Source organism: Streptomyces sp. SN-593 (assembly GCF_016756395.1).
GTDB lineage: Bacteria > Actinomycetota > Actinomycetes > Streptomycetales > Streptomycetaceae > Actinacidiphila > Actinacidiphila reveromycinica.
Genome location: NZ_AP018365.1, coordinates 7,479,034 through 7,492,729 on the forward strand (window position 1 = coordinate 7,479,034; position 13,696 = coordinate 7,492,729).

13 protein-coding genes are annotated in these 13,696 nt (G+C 75.2%); 2 read left to right on the forward strand and 11 right to left on the reverse strand.

Annotation, left to right across the window (positions count from 1 at the left end):
- Window positions 1-6: 6 nt before the first annotated feature.
- The 10 genes from RVR_RS31820 to RVR_RS31865 all read right to left on the reverse strand — a co-directional run bounded on the left by RVR_RS31820 (window position 7) and on the right by RVR_RS31865 (window position 10,900).
- Window positions 7-1,017 (reverse strand): methyltransferase, encoded by a 1,011-nt coding sequence (locus tag RVR_RS31820; RefSeq protein ID WP_202237342.1) that lies wholly within the window; start codon window positions 1,015-1,017, stop codon window positions 7-9.
- 467 nt (window positions 1,018-1,484) lie between these two features.
- Window positions 1,485-1,988 (reverse strand): nuclear transport factor 2 family protein, encoded by a 504-nt coding sequence (locus tag RVR_RS31825; RefSeq protein WP_202237343.1) that lies wholly within the window; start codon window positions 1,986-1,988, stop codon window positions 1,485-1,487.
- Window positions 1,985-3,655, reverse strand: coding sequence for an FAD-dependent monooxygenase (locus RVR_RS31830; protein ID WP_237405082.1), 1,671 nt, complete (start codon window positions 3,653-3,655; stop codon window positions 1,985-1,987). Before RVR_RS31830 ends, RVR_RS31825 begins: the two co-directional genes overlap by 4 nt.
- Window positions 3,656-3,657: 2 nt before the next feature.
- Complete coding sequence (locus tag RVR_RS31835; RefSeq protein ID WP_202237344.1) at window positions 3,658-4,602, reverse strand: aromatase/cyclase; 945 nt, start codon at window positions 4,600-4,602, stop codon at window positions 3,658-3,660.
- Window positions 4,603-4,672: 70 nt separating this feature from the next.
- Window positions 4,673-5,587 (reverse strand): SDR family NAD(P)-dependent oxidoreductase, encoded by a 915-nt coding sequence (locus RVR_RS31840; RefSeq protein WP_202237345.1) that lies wholly within the window; start codon window positions 5,585-5,587, stop codon window positions 4,673-4,675.
- 225 nt (window positions 5,588-5,812) lie between these two features.
- On the reverse strand, window positions 5,813-6,088 hold the full coding sequence (locus RVR_RS31845; RefSeq protein ID WP_202237346.1) for an acyl carrier protein: 276 nt from the start codon (window positions 6,086-6,088) through the stop codon (window positions 5,813-5,815).
- Between the two features lie 205 nt (window positions 6,089-6,293).
- Window positions 6,294-7,514: a ketosynthase chain-length factor gene (locus RVR_RS31850; protein ID WP_202237347.1), complete on the reverse strand. Its 1,221-nt coding sequence runs from the start codon at window positions 7,512-7,514 to the stop codon at window positions 6,294-6,296.
- Window positions 7,511-8,782, reverse strand: a complete 1,272-nt coding sequence (locus RVR_RS31855) for a beta-ketoacyl-[acyl-carrier-protein] synthase family protein (RefSeq protein WP_202237348.1) — start codon at window positions 8,780-8,782, stop codon at window positions 7,511-7,513. Before RVR_RS31855 ends, RVR_RS31850 begins: the two co-directional genes overlap by 4 nt.
- Window positions 8,779-9,108, reverse strand: coding sequence for a TcmI family type II polyketide cyclase (locus tag RVR_RS31860; RefSeq protein WP_202237349.1), 330 nt, complete (start codon window positions 9,106-9,108; stop codon window positions 8,779-8,781). The genes RVR_RS31855 and RVR_RS31860 overlap by 4 nt, the downstream gene beginning before the upstream one ends.
- Before the next feature lie 187 nt (window positions 9,109-9,295).
- The gene (locus RVR_RS31865; RefSeq protein ID WP_202237350.1) at window positions 9,296-10,900 is read right to left on the reverse strand and encodes an FAD-dependent monooxygenase; all 1,605 of its coding nucleotides are present in this window, start codon (window positions 10,898-10,900) and stop codon (window positions 9,296-9,298) included.
- A gap of 621 nt (window positions 10,901-11,521) precedes the next feature.
- Here RVR_RS31865 and RVR_RS31870 point away from each other — a divergent pair.
- Both RVR_RS31870 and RVR_RS31875 read left to right on the forward strand, forming a co-directional pair.
- Complete coding sequence (locus tag RVR_RS31870) at window positions 11,522-12,304, forward strand: OvmZ protein (protein ID WP_202237351.1); 783 nt, start codon at window positions 11,522-11,524, stop codon at window positions 12,302-12,304.
- Window positions 12,301-12,531 carry a MerR family transcriptional regulator gene (locus tag RVR_RS31875; protein WP_202237352.1) on the forward strand — a complete coding sequence of 77 codons (231 nt, stop codon included), beginning with the start codon at window positions 12,301-12,303 and terminating at the stop codon, window positions 12,529-12,531. The genes RVR_RS31870 and RVR_RS31875 overlap by 4 nt, the downstream gene beginning before the upstream one ends.
- A 172-nt stretch (window positions 12,532-12,703) precedes the next feature.
- Here RVR_RS31875 and RVR_RS31880 read toward each other — a convergent pair whose 3' ends face one another.
- Window positions 12,704-13,666: an NADP-dependent oxidoreductase gene (locus RVR_RS31880; RefSeq protein WP_202237353.1), complete on the reverse strand. Its 963-nt coding sequence runs from the start codon at window positions 13,664-13,666 to the stop codon at window positions 12,704-12,706.
- Window positions 13,667-13,696 lie beyond the last annotated feature (30 nt).

The window sequence follows — 13,696 nt, forward strand, 5'->3', positions numbered from 1 at the left end:
GGACCGTCAGGCGACGACGGCCTCGACGACGCTGCAGTGGCCGCCGGGGACGACCCGGTTCAGCCGCAGGCCGGCGTCCGCGAGCAGCACCGCGAACTCCGCCTCGGTGCGCTGGCGGCCACCGCACAGCAGGAGCATGTCCAGGTCCATCAGCTTCACGTTCAGGGCGGGGCGGTCGGTCGGCAGCACCGCCTCGACCAGCAGCACCCGCCCGTGCTCGGGCAGCACCGCGCGCACCTTGGACAGCAGGCGCACCGAGGGCTCGTCGTCCCAGTCGTGGATGATGTTGGAGAGCAGGTAGGCGTCGCCGCCGGCCGGCACGGCGTCGAAGAAACTGCCGCCCTCCGCGGTGGCGCGCTCGGCGACACCCGCCTCCTTGAACACCGGTCCGGACTCGGCGACGACCTCCGGCTGGTCGTACAGCACCCCGCGCAGGCCGGGGTTGGCCGCCAGGATCGCGGACAGCAGGGCGCCTCGGCCGCCGCCGACATCGACGAGCGTGCGCAGGTCCGTGAAGTCGTAGGCGGCGACGATCGACCCGATGATCTGCCGGGACGTCTGGGTCATCGCCCGGTCGAACACCCCCAGCACGTGCGGGTGGTCGCGGATGTGGTCCCAGACGGACGCGCCGTGCACGCGCTCGAAGACCGGGGAACCGGTACGGACGCCGGCGGCCAGCTCGGTCCAGGCGGCCCGCTCGGCGGGCAGCCCGGTCCAGATGGCGAAGTCGCGCAGCGAGACCGGTGAGTCGCTGCGCAGGGCGTCGCCGAGCTCGGTGAGCGCGAAGACGTGGTGAGGTCGTTCCTCGAACAGCTCGATGTCGGCACCGGCGCGCAGCAGCCGGTAGAGCGTCGGCGCGTGCGCGCCGATCTCCTCGGCGATCTGGTCGACGGTGCGGGGGCCGGCGGCGAGCGCGTCGGCGACGCCGAGTTCGGCTGTGGCGCTGACAGCCTGCGACAACCAGCCGGCGGTGGCCAGTTGGAGAATCCGCGCGGGCGTCGGAAGTGGAGCGGACATGGCGAGACAGCCTCCATGAAGGGGGTGCCCGGACCCGGGGGCCCGGCCGTTCGCGACGGGGGAGCGGTGCGGTGCGCGGGACGGGACAGGGCGCACCGCCCGCGGGCCCTCCGGGGCCCGGTCCGGTCGTCGACCGGGACACGGCCGTTGGGGAGGGCATGCGCGAGGGCACGGGGTGAGCGGGGGCGGGCTGCGGCAAGCGTGGAGTGGAAGTTCCGAAAGGCTCTGCTCGGAGGGGTCGCTGACGAACCGCCGGATTCCGGGCAGGGCGAAGCCGCCCGGAAAAGCGTGACACATGCCGGAGCGGGGCGTCAAAACGCGTGGTCACAAGGGTCGGCGAGCGGACCGGGGGAGCGGGTGAGCGGCGAGGCGCCCGGGCGGGGGCATCGGCCCTGCGGCCCGTGCGTGCCCTCGCGTTGCGGCGTGCGGCCGCGGCGGGGCCCGCGCCGGTGCGGCGGTGCGCCCGCTCACGGCCGGCCGGGCCGGGGCGGCAGGTCGCCGCGGCTCCACACCAGGCGGATGGCCAGGGCGCGCAGCCGCCAACCGTCCGGGGTGCGGACCGCGCGGGCCGTGATCCGGCTGCCGGTTCGCAGGTCCGCGCGGCCGGATTCCGGCGGATGCACGTGGGTCACCAGCAGCCCCGCGGCCAACTCGGCCGTGTCGCCGTCGAGGTCCACCACGTGGTTGGTGCTGGTGTGGTGGGTGCGCGCCCAGTGCGCCTTGGCGGCCCGCTGGAACTCCGCCAGCCCGGCCAGCCCCTGGTGCCCGCTCACCGGGAACTCCAGGTCCAGGTCCGGCGTGAACAGCGTGCCGTACCAGGTGTCCTGGCGTGGCTCGGAGGAGGACAGGCCGTCGAAGTCCAGCAGGTAGCGGTCGAGGAGGCCGCTGATCTCGGAACGGTCGAGCAGCGCGGCCACGGCGCGGGAGGGAGGGGCGGAGGCGGCGACGGGGGCGGAAGCGCGGTCGCTCATGGTGACGAGGGCCTTCCGGTGGCGGATCGGGCCGGCGGGCCGAACCAGCGGCGCAGCGACCTGCGCGCGGCGGCCAGCGCCCGGGCGGGTGTCGGGTCCTGGCCGGCTGCCCAGGCGACGACCCCGTCGGGACGCACCAGCGCGGCGCCGACGCCCGCCAGCCGTTCGGCGTCGGCGCCCGAGGTCCGCGCACGGACGTGGCGCACCCGGCCCGCCCAGGGGGCGACGGCCCGGGCCAGCCGCTCGCCGTGCCGGGCGTCACCGGTCAGGTCCAGCAGCACACCGCGCCCGTCGCGCAGCAGCGCGGCACTGCTGGTGACCTCCGCGGGCAGGTCCGGGCGGGTGCGCAGCGGGAGGTGGGGCAGCAGTCCGCCGGCCAGCGGGTGGCCACCGTCCAGGTCGTAGCGGGTGTCGAGGCCGCTGACCGCGCCCGCCAGGTGCCGGCGTGCCGGCGGGAGCGCGATCAGTTCCTCGAACACCGCCCGCACCGGATCGACGTCGGGCCCGCCGAGCAGCAGCAGCGCCTGCGCCCGGACGGACGTGAGGACCTGCCGCCCCACCGGGTGCCGTTCGGCGTGGTAGCTGTCCAGGAGCAGGTCGGCGAAGGCGGGTGAGCCGGCGGCCTCCGCGCGTACCGCGGCCGCGAGCTTCCAGCCGAGGTTGAACGCGTCCTGGAGGCCCAGGTTGAGCGCCTGCCCGCCGACCGGAAGGTGCCGGTGGGCTGCGTCGCCGGCGAACAGCACGCGCCCGTCGCGGTAGTGGGCGAGCTGGCGCGCCGCGTCGTCGAAGGAGCCGGCCCACAGCGGGGCGCCGTGCCCGATCTCCTCGCCGGTGACGCGCTTCCAGGTGTCCGCGACGGTCGCGAACGCGGTGGAACGGCCGGGGGAGGGCTGCGCCCCGAACTCGTGCACCATCACCCGCGTCACGCCGTCGCCCCGCCGGGAGGCGATCGCGAGGCCCCGCTCCAGCCGCTCGAAGCGCCGGTCGGGGATGTCCAGGCCGGCCACGTCCGCGCGCAGCAGCTCGCGCTCGGCGGGCAGCCCGGGGAAGTCCGCGCCCAGCACCTCGCGCACGGTGCTGTCCTGCCCGTCGGCCGCCACGGCGTAGCGGGCCCGTATCCGGGTGGTGGTGCCGTCCGGGGTGCGCGCGAGCAGGTCGACGTGGCCGGCGTCCTGTTCGACGCCGTGCACCTCGTGGCCGCGCAGGACCCGGACGCCGAGGTCGGCCGCCCAGGACGCGAGGTGCGCCTCGGTCGCGGTCTGCGGTGCCTTCCACTGGCCCGCGTACGGCCCCGGGCCGGCCAGGTCCAGCGGGATTCCGCCGAAGTGGCCGCGCGAGTCGTGGGGGAGGGCGCCGAAAGCGGCCAGCAGGCCCCGGCTGTCGAGGAGTTCGAGGGTGCGGGCGTTCAGTGTGGAGGCCCGCGACTCTGTGGTCGGCTCGACCAGCCGCTCCACCACGAGCACGTCGGCGCCGCCCAGCCGCAGCTCGCCGGCCAGCAGCAGCCCCACCGGTCCGGCGCCCACCACGACGGCGTCGGCGTGGAGTCCGGGGATGGCGGGTTCGGGGGTGCGGGGTTCGGCGGTGCGGGCGCCGGGGGCGCGCCGCCCGGGAACGCGGGTGCCGGGGGCGTTCGCGCCGGCGCCGGGGGTGCGGTCCGTCGAGGCCACGCTCACCGCCTGCCTTCCGCGTAGGCGCGGGCGAGGTCGAGCGTCGCCCTGCTGTTGGCGCTCAGGGCGCCGTGGACGTAGGAGCGCGCCGCGGCGACGTCCGCGTCCGGGCCGAGGACGCCGCCGATCGCCTCGGGCTTCAGCACGACCGTGTGCCGGGAGGCCGCGGCCACGCCGTTCCGGTCCTCGGTGAACGTCCACAGCCCGGTGTGCACCGCCAGCAGCGCCGGCAGCGTGACCTGCTTGTACGCGATCCGGTCGGGAGCGAGGCACACGCGGTGGGACTTGGTGGTGTGGGTGCTGCCGTCCTTCGCCCGCGTGTCCATCTCCAGGGTCTGGAGGCCGGGGGTGTCCTCGGTGAGCTTCACCCGGGCGACGTGCGGCAGCCGGCTCTCCCACCGGTCGGCCTCGTCGATGAAGTCGTAGACGTCCTTCAGCGCTCCCCCGACGTGCACCACGTCCTCGAAGCTGAACGTCAACTCGGCCGCTTGGTGGGCCCGTTCGACGTTCGCCCGCAGCCCCTCCAGCTCGACGCGGGAGTTGTGGTCCACGGCGCGGTCGATCCACTCCAGACCCTCGGGAGCGTCGTCCACGGCGCTGTAGTCGTGCAGGAGGCGGACCTCGGAGGCGTCCTCGCCCCGCGGTTCGACGATCCAGGTGCCGGCCATCCGGGCGACCGGCGGGGTGGAGACCTCCTGGCGGAAGTCGATCCGCAGGGCGCCGGGGTCGAGCGTGCGGTGCGACGTCCAACTCTTCGGCTCACCACCCGCGGTGGCCCAGATCCGGATCCGCTCCTGGCCGTCGGAGCGCTCCAGGTGGTCGACGTGGATGGTCGGCGCGAAGATCGTCGGCCAGCCGCCGACGTCGGCGAGCAGTCGGTAGACGGCGGCCGCCGGGGCGGCGACGGTGATGGTGTGCTCGGTCGCGTGCGTGCCGCGCTGCGGCATGGGTCCTCCTGGAACGGGTCGGCGGGCGGCGCCGCGTGGCTGCCCGCGGGGTGGGCGGCGGGCCGGAGGGTCAGAAGTTGCCCAGGCCGCCGCAGACGTTGAGCGCCTGGGAGGTGACCGACGCGGCCGCGTCGGTCACCAGGTAGCCGACGAGGCCGGCGACCTCCTGCGGGGTGGAGTAGCGGCCGAGCGGGATCTTCGCCTGGAACCGGGTCAGTACGTCGCCCTCGCTGACGTCCCACGCCTGCGCGTAGCCGGCCCGCACCCGCTGGGCCATCGGCGTCTCCACGTATCCCGGGCACACCGCGTTGACGGTGATGCCGGTCGGGGCGAGCTCGTTGCCGAGTGCCTTGGTGAAGCCGACCACGCCGTGCTTGGAGGCGGAGTAGGGGGCGCCGAGGACCACGCCCTGCTTGCCCGCGGTGGACGCGATGTTCACGATGCGGCCCCAGGGACGCCCGCGCAGCCCGCCGGTGGTCAGCACCTCCCGGGTGACCAGGAACACGCTGGTGAGGTTGGTGCTGATCACGTCGTGCCAGAGGTCGTCGGCGATGTCGGCGGTCACGCCGCCGCCCGAGCGGCCGGCGTTGTTGACGAGGATGTCGACGCCGCCGTACGCCGCAACCGCCCGCGCGACGAAGGCGCGGACGGCGTCCGGGTCGCGCACGTCCACCTCGGCGCCGTCCACCGCGAGCCCCTCGGCCCGCAGTTCCCCGACGGTCGCGGCGACGGCCTCGGCGGTGCGCGCGCCGAGGAAGACCCGGTGGCCCTGGGCGGCCAGCAGCCGGACGACGGCCAGGCCGATGCCGCTGGTGCCGCCGGTGACGAGAGCGACGCGGCGCTGGTCGTCCCGCGGACCGGGGCGGTCGGGTCGGCCGTCCTGCTCGGGTCGGTCGAGTGGGTGGGGCCGGTCGGCCCGCTCGGGGTGCTTGGGTTGCTCACGGCCGGTCGGGGGCCGGTCCTGCTGGTGGTCGGTCGGTGCCACGTCCTGCTCCTTGGGTCCTTGGGTCCTTGGGCCGCGCCCGCCGGCGGGGCGGGGTCCGGCGTGCGCGGCGGGGTGCGGGGCCACGGCGTGCGGGGGTGCGTGCGGGCCGTTCCGGGTGCTGCGGTCCCGTCTGTCCGGCTCGGTGGCGGTCGGGCGAGGAGGGGACGGGCGGCGGCCCGGGGCGCGGCGCGAACCCCACGGCGACGGTGACGGCTTCGGCTTCGGCTACGACTGCGGTTGCGGAGCCGGGGCCAGCTCGCCGTTGACCGCCTCGATCAGCGCCCGGGGCGTGGTGTCGGGGGCCAGCGCGTCGTCGCCGAGCGCGATGCCGTACTCGCGCTCGATCCTGCTGCCGGTCTCCAGCAGGGCCAGCGACTCGTAGCCGAGCGCGCCGAAGTCGGTGTCGAGGATCTCGCCCTCGAGGTCGACGGTCTCGTCTGCGCCCGCGCCCTCGCGCAGGATGCGGCGCAGGTCGTCGAGGCGGAACGGGATGTGCGTCATGACGTCCTCTCGTGTGGACGGGTGCGTGCGGGCCCGCACGGCGGGGCGGCGGACCCGGTGGAGGTGGGGGGAAGGGGTGGGGACGGGAGCGGGGTGAGGCCGGGCGGGGCGCGTCGGGGGACCACCGGAGAGGCCGGACGGGCGGGTGTCCGGGCAGGTCGGCGTCCGGGTGGGCCGGCGGTCCGGCGGGTCGGACGCGCGGGCGTCAGGACGGCTCGGCCCGGCGCACGACCACCGCCGAGTTGAAGCCCCCGTAGCCGCGTGCGACGACCAGGGCGGTGCGCAGGGCCACCTCGCGGGCCGCGCCGGTGACCAGGTCGATCCGGTAGCCGGGATCGGGCCGGACGTGGACGGTCGGCGGGATGACGCCGTGCCGCAGGGCGAGCAGCGCGCCGGCGAGATCGAGTGGGGCGCCGCCCGACCCGAGCCTGCCGGTGGTGGTCTTGGGCGCGGTGACCGGGACGGCACCGGGGCCGAAGACCGCCGCGAGGGCGTCCGCCTCGACCCGGTCCAGCTCGGGCAGCCCGGCTGCGTCGGCGAACACCACGTCGACCTGGTCCGCCGTCACCCGGGCGTCCGTCAGGGCGACCTCGATCGCGTACCGCAGGCCCGGCTCGCGCCCGGAGTCCGGCCGCGGGTCGAAGGACGCGCCGTAGCCGGCGATCACGCCGTAGCCGGTGACGCCGCGCCCGCGCGCGGACACGGCGTCCTCGACCAGGAGGATCGCGCCGCCCTCGCCGGGCACGTGGCCGGAGGCGTCCTTGTCGAAGGGGAGGTAGGCGCTGTCGGGGGCGTCGCTGGTGGTGAGCCGGTCGCTGGCGAGCTGCGCCACCCAGCCCCACGGGCACAGCGCCGCGTCCACCCCGCCGGAGACGATCAGCGGGGTGCCCTTGCGGATGAGCCGGCGGGTGTGGGCGAGCGCGTCGAGGCCGCCGGCCTGGTCGCTGACGATGACGCCGGACGGTCCCTTCATGCCGTTGCGGATGGAGATCTGGCCGCTGTTGACGGCGTAGAACCAGGCGAAGGACTGGTACGCGCTCACGTACTGCCCGCCCTGGCTCCACAGTTTCCTCAGCTCGTTCTGGCCGAACTCGAAGCCGCCGGAGGAACTGGCGGTGACCACTCCCATGTCGAACGCGGCGTGGTCCGCGGCCGGGTCGATCCCCGCGTCGTCCAGCGCCCAGTCGGCGGCCACCAGCGCCAGCCGCGTCATGCGGTCGGTCTGGGGGATCAGCCGCCCGGGCAGGTGGTCCTCCGCGACGAACCCGGCGATCTCGCCGGCCAGCCGCGCGGGATAGCGGTCCGCGTCGAACCGGGTGACCGGGCCGATGGCGCTGCGGCCCTCGACGGTCGCCGACCAGAACGCGTCCGTGCCCAGGCCGGTGGGCGAGACCACGCCGAGGCCGGTGACCAGTGCGTCGGTCATGCCGCGCTCCGTTCGGGGTCCGACAGCACCATGGCGCTCTGGAACCCGCCGAATCCGCTGCCGACGGTCAGCACCGTGTCGGTGCGGTGCTCGCGGGCGGTGAGCGGCACGTAGTCGAGGTCGCACTCGGGATCGCGCGTGCGCAGGTTCGCCGTCGGCGGCACCACGTCGTGCCGGATCGCCAGCGCCGACGCGGCGATCTCGATGGAGCCGATGGCACCCAGCGAGTGGCCCACCATCGACTTGATCGAGCTGACCGGCACGTCGTACGCGTGCGCGCCCAGGCTCCGCTTGAACGCCGCGGTCTCGTGGCGGTCGTTCTGCTTGGTGCCGGAGCCGTGCGCGTTGACGTAGTCCACCGCGGTCGGGTCGAGCCGGGCCTCGTCGAGGGCGACCCGGATCGCCTCCGCCAGCTCCACGCCGTCCGGACGCAGTCCGGTCATGTGGAAGGCGTTGCAGCGCGAGGCGTAGCCGGCGATCTCCGCGTAGATCCGGGCGCCGCGCCGGCGGGCGGAGGCCAGCTCCTCCAGGACGAAGATGGCCGCGCCCTCGCCGAGCACGAAGCCGTTGCGGGTACCGTCGAAGGGCCGGGAGGCGTGCTCGGGGTCGTCGTTGCGGGGGGTGGTGGCCTTGATGGCGTCGAAGCAGGCCACGGTGATGGGCGAGATGGGGGCGTCGGAGGACCCGGCGACCATGACGTCGGCACTGCCCTCGCGGATCAGCTCGACCGCGTGGCCGACGGAGTCGATGCCGGAGGTGCACCCCGTGGAGACCACCGCCGAGGGGCCCTCCGCGCCGGCGGCCCAGGCCACCTCCGCGGCGAAGGAACTCGGCACGAGGTAGTCGTACAGGTGCGGCACGGCGTAGCGGTGGTCGACCGCGGCCAGCCGGCCGCCGTCGCTGACCACCCGGTACTCCGCGTCGAGACCGGTGGTCGCACCGACCGCGCTGCCCACGGTGACACCGACCCGGTGCGGGTCGAGGGAGGCGACGTCGAGGCCGCTGTCGTCGAGCGCCTCGCGGGTGGCGGCCACCGCCAACTGGGCCGCGCGGTCCATCCGCCGGACCTCCTGCGGTCCGAGGCCGTGTGCCTCGGGGCAGAAGTCGATCTCGGCGGCGATCCGGGACCGGAACGGCGCCGGGTCGAAGAAGGTGATGCCGCGGGTCGCGGTACGGCCCTCGGAGAGCAGGCCCCAGAAGTCCTTGACGCCCACGCCGCCCGGCGCGAGGACGCCGATGCCGGTGATGACGACGCGCCGCCCGCTCACGCCGAGCCGTCCCAGTGGTAGAAGCGGGTGGCCATGGCGTCGGCCGGGGACCGCCAGGTGGCCGGGTCGTAGGCGTCGATGAAGGGTTTGAGGTCCGCGCTGATCCGCACGAAGCGCGGGTCGGTCCGCGCGTCCTCGATACGGGTGCCGCCGTCGTTCCCGTCGAAGTCCTGGAGGTGGAAGTACAGGCCGCGGTAGAGGAACAGCTGGCGGCGCCGGGTGCCCATCCGGTGCGGCATGTCGGTGCGGTCGAAGTCGGCGAAGAGCGCGCCGACATCCTCGGCGTGGGCGGGTTCCATCCGCGCCACGATCAGGGTGCTGTGCATGGTGCCTTCTCTCGGTCGTTCCGTGGAAGGGGGGACGGGAGAGCGGGTGAAGGGGGAGCGGGGGCACGTCTTCGGGCCCTCCGGTCGTGGTGCCGGGGGTGGGGAGCCGGGTACGGCGGCAGGGGTGCGGAGCCTGGGCCCCGCCGCCGGGTGCGGCGGCGGTGGTGTTGCGGTGCGGAGCCGGCGGTCAGGCCGCGGCGGCCGGCGCCGGGCGGCGGGCCGGGCCGAACCAGCGGGCCAGGGCTTCCTCCAGGGACAGGCCGCTGCCGGGCGCGGTCCAGGCCACGTGGCCGTCGGGGCGGACCAGGACGGCGTCGGTACCCTCCAGCGGACCGGGTGCGGCGTCCGCGGTGAGCCTTGCTCCGGTTGCTCCGGTTGCTCCGGTTGCTCCGGTTGCTCCGGTTGCTCCGGTACCTCCCGTGCCGTCCGTGCCGTCCGTGCCGTCCGCCGCACCGCCGGGGCGGGGCGTGCCGGTGACGACGGTCAGCCGGTCGGTCCAGGCGCCGGCGCGGTCGCGCAGCTCGGGGTCGTCGGCGAGGTCCAGGAGCACGCCGCGGGCCGGGTGCAGCAGCGAGGCGGTGTCCGAGGGGCCGTGCGGGGTCTCCAGTTCCGCGTGCGGCAGCCGCCGCCCCAGCAGCGGGTGCGCACCGGGGCCGACGTCGTAGCGGATGTCGAGGCCGCTGACCATGCCGGCGAGGTGGCGGCCGACCGCGTCGTGGACCACCAGGTCCGCGAGCACGTCGCGCAGCGGCTGGACCTCGCTGCCGCTGAGGTAGAGCAGGCCCTGCGCACGGGTGTTGGCCAGCAGCCGCCGTCCGACCGGGTGGCGCTCGGCGTGGTAGGTGTCGAGCAGGGACCCGGGCGCGTCGCCGCGCGCCACCGCGGCCAGCTTCCAGCCGAGGTTGACGGCGTCCTGGACCCCGGTGTTCATGCCCTGGCCGCCGGCGGGCAGATGGATGTGGGCCGCGTCGCCGGCCAGCAGCACGCGCCCGCGCCGGTACTCGGTCGCCTGCCGTGCCGCGTCGCCGAACGCGCTGATCCACAGGGGCGTGGCCGCACTGATGTCCTGGCCGGTCAACCGCTGCCAGGCGGCGGCCACTTCGGCGTACCGCAGGCCGTCCGGCCGCGCGCGGGGGCGGGCGCCCCGCTCGCAGACGATGATGCGGTGCACCCCGTCGCCGATCGGTACCGACATCGCCATGCCGCCGGGCAGGGACTCGCCGATCGGGCGCGGCGCGATCGCGCAGTCCCCGATGTCGGCGAGGAACATCTCCGTCGTCGACTCGGTTCCCTCGAAGGCGAACCCGCCGAGTCGGCGCACGGTACTGCGGCCGCCGTCGCACCCGACCAGCCAGGACGCGCGCAGCTTGTCGCGGCCGAGCGGCCCGTCCACCGTGACGGTCACCGCGTCGGGCCCCGCGTGCAGCCCCACCAGTTCGGTGCCGCGCAGGACGCGTGCACCCAACTCCGCGGTCCAGGCTCCGAGTACCGCCTCGGTGCGGTGCTGCGGCACGCCCCTGACGCTGAAGTGCGCGCCGTCGAGCACGCCGAAGTCCACCGGCACGCCGCCGAAGTGGCCCAGGGGGCTGGTGTCCAGGGGTCCGTAGCGCGGCAGCAGCCCGCGCTGGTCGAGGACCTCCATGGTGCGGGGGGTGAAGCCGAGCCCGCGGGACTCGCCGCTGGGCCGGTCCAGCCGGTCCAGCACCAGGACGTCGACGCCGGCCAGGCGCAGTTCGCCCGCGGCCATCAGTCCGGTGGGGCCCGCGCCGACGACGATGACGGATGCGTCCATGGGAGTGCCTCCTCTCGGTTGGTTCCACGGCGGGTGGAAGCGAAGGGGAAGGAGAAGGGGAAAGGGGATGACGGGTCGCCCGGGTGACCGTCGGTCAGGCCACGGGCTCCGGCCGGTTCCGGGCGCGGCGGCCCCGACCGGCTCCGGGCGTCTGCGGCCGGGCGGTGAGGGGCCGGGCGGGCGCCCGGGAGGGGAATCGGCACGCGAGTGCGGGACCGCGAGGGGTCTCCCGCAAGTGCCGGTAAGGCGGTGCGAAGCGGGCACAGCTGCGCCGCAAAATGAGTGTGACAGCACGCTTCCGGCAGTGTCAATAGCGGATCCGAATCCCGCTCGGGGGCCCTCGGGAACCCCGCTCGGCGACCCCTGGGAAACGGGTGATCGGCTGATCACATCGAGCTTCCGCGTCCTGCCGGCGGGTGTCCACACACGCGCTTCATACCCGTGTCATTGGGCGAAACATTTGCCCGCGGAGATCGCCTGTCGCCGGCCTCTGCTTTCCTTGACGCCATGCCTCGGCGCTGCTTACTGTGCTGCCGACTCAGCTGCGAACGGCCATTCGATCCCCTCTCTCCGACCGGACAGAATTCGGATGGACCCGCCGCCGACGGAAAGGGTGTCATCATGCGCCGGCCCCTACGCGTCCCCGAGGCCCACGCACCGCTCAACATCACCGCACCGGTCGGCGACCGCGGCGCCGCCGGCCACGCCTCATCCGCGTGCTCGCGCTGCCGCCGCGGGGTCGGCGGCGCGAGACGCGGCTCGCCCACCCGGCCCGTGCTGTGCGGGCCGTGCGTGGAGCGGCTGCGCACCGACCTGTGCCGTGTACTCGCCCTCCACGAGGAGGCCGAGCGCGCCCTGGTCCGCTCCCCGGCATCGCTGCGCCAACGGGTCAGCGGCAGCCGGTCGGTGGGCATCGTGCTCGACGACGACTCGGTGGCGGTCCGCTCCGCGATCCGCGCCCTGCTGCTGTCGTGGACCCGGCTGGTCGCCGACGAGCGGGGAGTGGCCGGTGTTGGGGACGCCGAGGTCAGGAGCCTGCTGCGGTTCCTGGTGGCCCACCTGGAGTGGCTGGCCGGCCATCCCGCCGCGCCGGACTTCGCCGACGAGGTTGCCGAGTTGCTGGCGTCGGCCGGGCGCCGGTCCGGGGTGGGCGGTGAGGCCGCCGTCCCGCTCGGCCCCTGCCCGCAGCCGGGCTGCGGCGGGACACTGCGGGCGTCCGGCGCGGCCGTCGCCGGCGAGCCGGGGGCCGCCCGCCATGTGCGCTGCGAACACGGCCACGGCGTCACACCGCGCCAGTGGTTCCTGCTCGCCGAGCGCGGCAGGCGCGGCGCGGACCCGCGGCGCGCCGAACCTGCCGGGGCGGGCCGTCCAGGTCCGCCCGGGCGGGGAGGTGCCGCCCGGTGAACGGTGGCCGGCGCCCCGCGCGCACCGTGCCCACGGAACTCGCCGCGCTCGCCATGGGGGTCTCCCCGGCGACCATAAGGAAATGGGCGAGCCGCGGGAAGATCACCCGCTACGGAAGCCCGCAACGCGCGGAGTACGACCTCGACGAACTCTTCGATATCGCGGCGTCGGAGAATATGGAAATCCCCGGAGGAAACCCCGGAGAAACCTCCGAAGGAGAATCCTGATGAGCGCCGTCGGGCGAAGGGAAAAACGCCGGGATTCACGGGGTGAGGAGAAGTCAGGGACACGGCGAGAAACGCCTTTCGCGGCGGAGGAAGCGCCCTGGACGGTGCCCGGGTACCGGTATCCGCTCTCCCGTTCCGGGGTATCCGCGAACGGCCGGGATCGCCGCGCGTGTCACCCGGACACCGGGGGAATTTCCGGCACTCGCGCATCCGGTGCGGGCGGCATTTCCAGCACCACCTTTCCCAGCGTGTGGCCGCCCTCCACCGCGCGCACCGCCTCCGCCGCCCGCGCGAAGGGCACCACCCGCGTCACCATCGGGTCCAGCGCGCCGGTGCGCACCAACTCCACGACCGCGCCCAGCAGTTCCGGGTCGCGTACCGGTCCGACTGGCGCGCCCCCCAAGGCGCGCACCGCCTCCCGGTCCGCCCCGCTGACCAGCCTCCCGGGCCCCGCCGGCAGTCCGGCGACCTCATGAAGGACGTCTCCGCCGACCAGGTCGAGCACCCCGTCGATCCCCGCCGGCGCGGCGGCCCGGACCCGTGCCGCCAGTCCCGGCCCGGAGGCGACGTGCGCGACCCCCAGCGCCTCGACGGCCCCCCGCTTGTCCTCGGCGCAGGAGCCGACCACCGACAGCCCGAGGTGGACCGCGACCTGCGCGGCGGCCACGCCGACGCCGCCGCCGACCCCCGTGATCAGCAGCGTGGCGCCCGGCGGCAGGGCGAGTTGGCGCACCGCGCCGTACCCGGTCGCCGCCGCTATCGGCAGCACCGCCGCGTCCGTCCAGGACACCTCCGGTGGTTTGCGGACGGCCGCGGCCGCGGCCAGCAGGGTGTACTCGGCGTACCCGCCGGCAAAGGGCCCGCCGAGGACGGCGTCGCCCACTGCGAAACCGGTCACTCCGGGGCCGACGGCGGCTACCTCGCCCGCGGCCTCGCCGCCCATCACGGCGGGCAGCACGACCGCGGGCGCGCCGGCCGGCCTGCGACCCGAACGCCGCTTCCAGTCCACCGGGTTGACGCCGGCCGCGCGGACGGCGACGAGCAGTTGCCCGGGCCCTGGCACCGGGACCGGGAGGTCGGCGAAGTGCTCGACCTCCGGGCCGCCGAAGCTGCTGTGTACATAAGCCTTCTGCACGTGTTTCCCCGGTGTTCTCAAGTGGTTCCG

Excerpts from the sequence above, each read along its gene's own strand:
- RVR_RS31820 (WP_202237342.1), bottom strand. The coding sequence starts at position 1,017 with ATGTCCGCTCCACTTCCGACGCCCGCGCGGATTCTCCAACTGGCCACC.
- RVR_RS31825 (WP_202237343.1), bottom strand. The coding sequence starts at position 1,988 with ATGAGCGACCGCGCTTCCGCCCCCGTCGCCGCCTCCGCCCCTCCCTCC.
- RVR_RS31835 (WP_202237344.1), bottom strand. The coding sequence starts at position 4,602 with ATGCCGCAGCGCGGCACGCACGCGACCGAGCACACCATCACCGTCGCC.
- RVR_RS31845 (WP_202237346.1), bottom strand. The coding sequence starts at position 6,088 with ATGACGCACATCCCGTTCCGCCTCGACGACCTGCGCCGCATCCTGCGC.
- RVR_RS31850 (WP_202237347.1), bottom strand. The coding sequence starts at position 7,514 with ATGACCGACGCACTGGTCACCGGCCTCGGCGTGGTCTCGCCCACCGGC.
- RVR_RS31860 (WP_202237349.1), bottom strand. The coding sequence starts at position 9,108 with ATGCACAGCACCCTGATCGTGGCGCGGATGGAACCCGCCCACGCCGAG.
- RVR_RS31865 (WP_202237350.1), bottom strand. The coding sequence starts at position 10,900 with ATGGACGCATCCGTCATCGTCGTCGGCGCGGGCCCCACCGGACTGATG.
- RVR_RS31870 (WP_202237351.1), top strand. The coding sequence starts at position 11,522 with ATGCGCCGGCCCCTACGCGTCCCCGAGGCCCACGCACCGCTCAACATC.